This is a genomic window from Nostoc sp. LPT (assembly GCF_017115165.1).
GTDB lineage: Bacteria > Cyanobacteriota > Cyanobacteriia > Cyanobacteriales > Nostocaceae > Nostoc.
The window spans coordinates 87,524-93,620 of the sequence record NZ_JABXKF010000021.1; the positions used below are offsets into that span (position 1 = coordinate 87,524).

7 protein-coding genes and 1 pseudogene are annotated in these 6,097 nt (G+C 38.6%); 2 read left to right on the top strand and 6 right to left on the bottom strand.

The window, feature by feature from the left end; translation table 11 throughout:
* Positions 1–3: 3 nt before the first annotated feature.
* The 6 genes from HWQ58_RS04215 to HWQ58_RS04240 form a co-directional block, all read right to left on the bottom strand.
* Positions 4–1,161 carry an IscS subfamily cysteine desulfurase gene (locus HWQ58_RS04215; protein WP_292858174.1) on the bottom strand — a complete coding sequence of 386 codons (1,158 nt, stop codon included), beginning with the start codon at positions 1,159–1,161 and terminating at the stop codon, positions 4–6.
* 5 nt (positions 1,162–1,166) lie between these two features.
* Positions 1,167–1,793: a restriction endonuclease subunit R gene (locus HWQ58_RS04220; protein ID WP_292858177.1), complete on the bottom strand. Its 627-nt coding sequence runs from the start codon at positions 1,791–1,793 to the stop codon at positions 1,167–1,169.
* A 193-nt stretch (positions 1,794–1,986) separates the two neighbouring features.
* Positions 1,987–2,643 (bottom strand): type I restriction endonuclease, encoded by a 657-nt coding sequence (locus tag HWQ58_RS04225; RefSeq protein WP_292858180.1) that lies wholly within the window; start codon positions 2,641–2,643, stop codon positions 1,987–1,989.
* 74 nt (positions 2,644–2,717) lie between these two features.
* A complete protein-coding gene (gene bcp, locus HWQ58_RS04230; RefSeq protein ID WP_292858197.1) occupies positions 2,718–3,197 on the bottom strand; it encodes a thioredoxin-dependent thiol peroxidase in 480 nt (159 codons plus the stop codon).
* Positions 3,198–3,352: 155 nt separating this feature from the next.
* The gene (locus HWQ58_RS04235; protein WP_292858182.1) at positions 3,353–4,516 is read right to left on the bottom strand and encodes a WD40 repeat domain-containing protein; all 1,164 of its coding nucleotides are present in this window, start codon (positions 4,514–4,516) and stop codon (positions 3,353–3,355) included.
* A gap of 120 nt (positions 4,517–4,636) precedes the next feature.
* Positions 4,637–5,185: a serine/threonine-protein kinase gene (locus HWQ58_RS04240; protein ID WP_292858185.1), complete on the bottom strand. Its 549-nt coding sequence runs from the start codon at positions 5,183–5,185 to the stop codon at positions 4,637–4,639.
* Positions 5,186–5,196: 11 nt separating this feature from the next.
* On the opposite strand from HWQ58_RS04240, the gene HWQ58_RS04245 reads away from it, so the two are divergent.
* Together HWQ58_RS04245 and HWQ58_RS04250 are read left to right on the top strand one after the other, a co-directional pair.
* Positions 5,197–5,334 carry a hypothetical protein gene (locus HWQ58_RS04245; protein ID WP_292779677.1) on the top strand — a complete coding sequence of 46 codons (138 nt, stop codon included), beginning with the start codon at positions 5,197–5,199 and terminating at the stop codon, positions 5,332–5,334.
* A 56-nt stretch (positions 5,335–5,390) separates the two neighbouring features.
* Positions 5,391–6,044: pseudogene (locus tag HWQ58_RS04250) on the top strand (FAD-binding domain-containing protein); the annotation flags it as partial.
* Between the last annotated feature and the right edge of the window lie 53 nt (positions 6,045–6,097).

Here is a 6,097-nt window from a genome sequence, read left to right on the forward strand (position 1 = left end):
TGCTTACCGTTTATTTTGTAAACTTTGAATGGTAGCGATCGCGTGTTTTGCCACAATATCAATTTCCTCTTCTGTAGTAAACCGTCCAATACCAAACCGCACCGAGGCATAAGCTAGCTTTTCTGAATGTCCCAATGCTGTGAGAACATGGGAAGGTGCAGTAGTTGCCGACGAGCAAGCAGATCCAGAAGAAACTGCCATTACTGGCTGTAATCCTAGCAAAAGTGCGGCTCCATCCACTCCCTCAACACTGATATTCAAGTTTCCCGCCAATCGCTGTTGAGGATGTCCGTTAAGATGAATTCCTTCAACTTGCGAAAGCTGTTTCCACAATCTTTGTCTTAATTGGGTGAGGCGTTGGGTTTCTGTCGCTTGTTCAGCCAAAGCGATTTCTACAGCTTTGCCAAAACCGACAATTTGCGGTGTATACAATGTACCAGAACGCATCCCCCGTTCATGTCCGCCGCCATGCTGCTGAGGAGCTAGTTGTACTCTGGGGTTGCGCCTGCGGACGTACAGCGCTCCAATACCTTTGGGCCCATATACTTTATGTGCTGTGAGCGACATCAAGTCAATTTTCATCGCTTGCACATCCAAGGGAATTTTACCAATAGCTTGGGCAGCATCGGTGTGGAATAGGATTTGGTGTTCATGGCACATTTCTCCAATTTCTGCCAAAGGCTGTAACACGCCAATTTCGTTATTTGCAGCCATCACCGATACCAAAATTGTCTCAGCACGGAAAGCGTTTTTTAACTCAGTTAAATCAATCAATCCATCTTTTTGGACAGGGAGAATAGTAATTTCAAAACCGAGACTTTTTAAATAATTACAAGGATCGATTACTGCACTATGTTCAGTGGCAATAGTAATAATATGCTGACCTTTTTTAAAATAAGCTTCCGCAACACCTTTTATAGCTAAATTATTTGCTTCTGTTGCACCACTCGTAAACACAATTTCTTCTGGTGTGGCGTTGATTGCTGCTGCTAAAATTTCTCGCGTTTGCTTCACAGCAGCTTCTGCTTCCCAACCATAAACATGACTAATACTTGCTGGGTTGCCAAATTTTTCTGTGAAGTAGGGGAGCATTGCTGCTAGTACCCGTTCATCTACGGCTGTAGTAGCGTGACAATCAAGGTATATAGGACGAATATACATAATTATTAACTTAAACTTTGACTCAAATTTTTTAATACACTTAGAACCTGATACAGTTCATTTTTTCTCCTCAACAGCGTAAATTCATCAGACAATGAATACTTTGGTATATTTTGTTTAGTCAGTTTTACAAAAATGAAATGGCTACCATTTGTTACTAATCCAAAAGTAGGTTTGTCTTGACTAGGATTAGCAAGCATATAAACAAGTGCTTGAGGTATGGCTTCTAAAAGAGAAAAGCTAGACCTTTTAGATTCAATTACTAACAACCAGAATTGTTCTTGAATAACTAAAATATCAATTCTACCTCTAATAATTTCTCCTTCATCTTCCGCAGAAATTTCTATTGATTGTTCGCCTCTCATATAAAAAGGCTCATCATAAAATCCAGCTAAATTGAGTAAAGGAGATAAAACTACTAATTTCACCGTTTCTTCTGACAAAGGGGGACGCTTGACTAAACGGAGAAAATGAAGTTTTACTCTGTCTAAATCTTGCTTTTCTAAATCTGTAATTTCCGGTAAATTTTCAAACCATTCTGTGAAAAATGCCTCATCTTTGGCTAGCTGTAGACTAAATTTTTCCTCCAAATAGGCAAGCCCGACATTTTGTGCTTGGATAAATTGAACCATAATTCATTTAAAAGATGCAATATAACTATTATGACACTGTTACAGTATTAACCTATTGGTCTGTCAAGATAATTTTAAGGGTTTGTAGTAAGCACTTTAGTGCCTAGTAAATAAGGACTGAAATCCTTACTACTAAATTGCTTATTCATCAATTTGAACTTGACACACCACTAGATAGAAAGAGCAAAGATAATTAATTTAAAATTTGACCTATTTTTTTTAGTATATTCAAAACTTTATATAATTCATTATCGCGTCTATATAAAGTGAATTTATCAGATAAAGCATACATTGGTTTATCTCGTTTTATCAACTTGATAAATTGGAAATCTTCTCCATTCATTACTAAGGAATATGCAGGATGCTCAGGCTGAGGATTTGCCAACATATAAGTCAAAGCTTGAGGAATCGCCTTTGCCAAGGAAAAACTAGATCTCTTAGATTCAATTATCAGTAACCATAGCTGCTCTTGGAGAACCAAGACATCAATTTTACCTTTAATGATTTCTTTACTTTGTTCGGTGTTTAATTCATTATCAATGATAACTTGTTCGCTAATCTCTATACTTTCTTCTGTAGCGATATAAAAAGGAGGACGATAAAAACCAGCTAAATCTAGCAATGGAGATAATACTACCAATTTTACTGCTTCTTCTAAAAGAGGAGCATTTTCAAAGACGTTGAAATAGTTATTTTTAACTCTGTCTAAATATTGCTTTTCTAATTCAGACATTTCAGGGATGTAGTCAAACCACTCTGTAAAAAATTGCTCATCTTCAGATTTATAGAGAGCAAATTTTTTCTTTAAGTAGGCAAGAGTAACATTTTGGGCTTGGATGACTTGAATCATGTTTATTTAAACTTGCAAAAAGTTTAATTTTTGATTTCATTTATCACGCTAGCAGTTTCTAGCATCCAGTTGCGTTAAGTGGTTGCTAATTCCTGCAATTTAGTTAAAACTGCCTGAGCATGACCTTTTGTTTTTACATTAGGCCAAGCATAGACAATAATTTTATCAGGTGAAATTAAAAAGGTTGAGCGAACAACACCCATATATTCTTTACCCATAAATTTTTTCAATTGCCAAGCGCCGTAGGCTTCGATCAAAATATGTTCTGGGTCACTTAAAAGGGTGATTGACAAGTTATATTTGCTAATAAATTTACAATGAGATTTACCCAAATCTGGACTTACGCCTAAGATTTTCGCTCCTAGTGTGCTGAAGTCTTGATACAATTCGGTGAAATCTTTCGCTTCGGTGGTACAACCGGGTGTGTCATCTTTGGGGTAGAAGTAGAGGACAACCCACTGACTGCTGAAGTCGTCAAGAGTGACTGCATTGCCATTTTGGTCAGAGGTGGAGAAATCTGGCGCTGGTTGTCCAACTTGGGGAATGTTGCTCATGATGGAGGTGTGAGAGATTGCGTAGGCGTAGCCCGTTGTAGACATCGCTTTAAAATTGTACATAGATTGAGCGATCATTCTTATTCACAAGTGTCACAAATTTATCAATATAATCCTGATTTACCTAAAGTTCGGACTGTTTTCTTGCTTCTAAATTAATGCATTCGCCAAACCTTGATTGTAGTATCCTTACCTCCACTGACCAAAATCTGCCCATCTGGGCTAAATACAAGTGCATTGACACCATCTAAATGACCATTGACAGTGTAAATTTCTTGCCCATTGCTTAAATTCCAAACTTTAATTTTTTCGTCATTACTGCCACTTACTACTGTCTGACTATCTGGACTAATTGCCACACAATTAACAGTATCTGAATGTCCACCAAGAGTATAAATTAGCTCCCCAGTATTCAGATTCCATACAATAATTGTTTTATCTTCACTAGAACTTGCTAGAATTTGAGCATTTGAGCTAATGGCAACACTGCTAACACGCTTTAAATGCCCAGTTAAAGTTGATTTTGGCCAAACCTTAATTGTGGTATCCCAACTACCACTAGCTACATATCCATTTGGGCTAATTGCTACTGAACTAACTCTGTATATATGTGTGGCTAAAGTGCGAATATAGTCTCCTGTCTTTAGATTCCATAGCCCTACTGTTCCATCAGAACCACCACCAATTACCGTTTCCTGATCAGGGCTAATTCCTACAGACAGGATATCCCCTGAGTTCGCTATAATAGTGCTAATTTCCTCACCATTTTTCAAATTCCAAATCTTAATTTTCTTATCATCACTACCACTAACTAAAGTTTGTCCATCAGGACTAATTGCTACAGAATTTACTTGATTTGAATGTCCAATAAGGGTAAGAATTTCCTTGCCACTCTTCAGGTTCCATACTTTGATTGTCTTATCCTTACTACCACTAACCAAAGTTTGCCCATCTGGACTAATAGCTAAAGTCAAGACAGCTTCTGAATGTCCAGAGTTCCAAGTAGCAAGAGTACGTTCTAAAGAAATTATATGTGCCTTGATTGTAGATGATGGTTTAGACGATTCTGATTGAGTTAATTTCGCAGGATATAAAGTTTCATTAATTTTTGCTAACCTTTCCAAAATTACCTGAGTATTGGCTGGACGATCCTTTATCGATCGCATCATCAGGCGATCAATAAAATCTGCTAACAAAGGAGAGATATGATTAGCCTCAACACGCCAGTTTAGACCAGTAGTATATGGATCGCCATAGGGATCATCCATTAGTTCAAGAGGATTCTTTCCTGTCAGCAAATGCACAAAAGTACGACCCAAGGCAAAAAAATCTGATTGCGGAACAGCATGACCAGTGATTTGTTCTAACGGAGCATAGCCATCAGAAACAAATTTTGTGATTTGACCTGCTGCTTGTTTTTTCTCATAGGTTCCGGTAATTTACCGCGCGATGCCAAAATCTATTAATACCAATTGTCCATCAGCAGTTAGCATAATGTTTGAAGGCTTAATATCCCGATGGAAAAACTGCTGCTGTACTTCGTGCAAAATATTTGCCAACTGTGTTAACCAAAGGACTGCTTGCTTTTCACTGATTGGACGATGACCACGTTTTTCTAACCATTCGTGTAAATTTTCTCCATCAATTTTATCCATTACCAAACAGTGAACTGGCTCTTGGCTATTTTGAAGAAAAAACTGGAAATATTCCTCAGCATTAGGAATTCCTGGATGATTTAGTCGCTTTAAAACTTCAGCTTCTTGCTGAAAAAGTGAAACTACTTTAGTTTGATTGAGTGTAAGAACCTTCAAAATTTTTAGCTTTCCTCTGTCACTTACCTCAAATGTTTTAGCAAAGCCACCTTGGCCTATAGGTCGTATTACTCGATAACACCCTTCTAGTAGCAATTCAGAGCCACAGCTTTGACAGCGCAGTAGATTGTCAGGGTTGTCAGTATTTTGGCAGTTAGGATTGATGCACAGGCTCATCGTCTTGAAAAGTGACAGATTTATCTGATATCTTAGCTTTACTTACTGATAAGCTGGAGAAAATAGGCATCAATGCGATCGCACTCATTCATCTTTGCTTAAGTTCTCTCATCAGGGTGAGAGCGATCGCTTATATTTATTCGCGATAATAATGACTTAACCTACAGATATTTTTGTTTATCTATTCTTACTCTTCAAAGTTCACATGACTAAAGATATGCAACGCCAATTTACCAACCGCGATGAGTTGGTAGCCTACCTGCGCGAACAATTCCCAGGTGCAGCAGAACGCGATGACCACATCAGCGAAACTCTAGGGGGACGGAAAGCAGCACAAGAAGCGCTGCAAAAAATCGATCCCCTTCGCTACGCCCAAACACGTAATTTCTTCACAGGTGCAGTCACGCGTCTTTCGCCTTACATCCGTTATGGCGTTTTGAGTTTGCGAGAAATTCGAGATTACGTCCTTGACCAGGTACAAAATCAAGATGAAGCTACGAAACTAATTAATGAGTTAGGTTGGCGCGACTATTGGCAACGGCTGTATATGAAGTTAGGGGATGAAATCTGGAAAGACCAGGAAGAGTACAAAACTGGTTACACTGTGGATGAATATGCACTCGAATTGCCGCAAGATATTAGAGAAGGAACTACAGACAGAGTTTGCATTGACAGTTTCAGTCGTGATTTGAGAGAAACTGGCTATTTACATAACCACGGACGAATGTGGCTAGCGGCTTATATTGTCCATTGGCGGCGTATTCGTTGGCAAGCAGGAGCCAAGTGGTTTCTTGAACACCTTTTAGATGGAGATCCTGCTAGTAATAATATGTCATGGCAGTGGGTTGCTAGCACTTGGGAGCATCTCAGTTTTTGAAGTGCCTCAAACCGACAATAATCCATTAAGGTAGG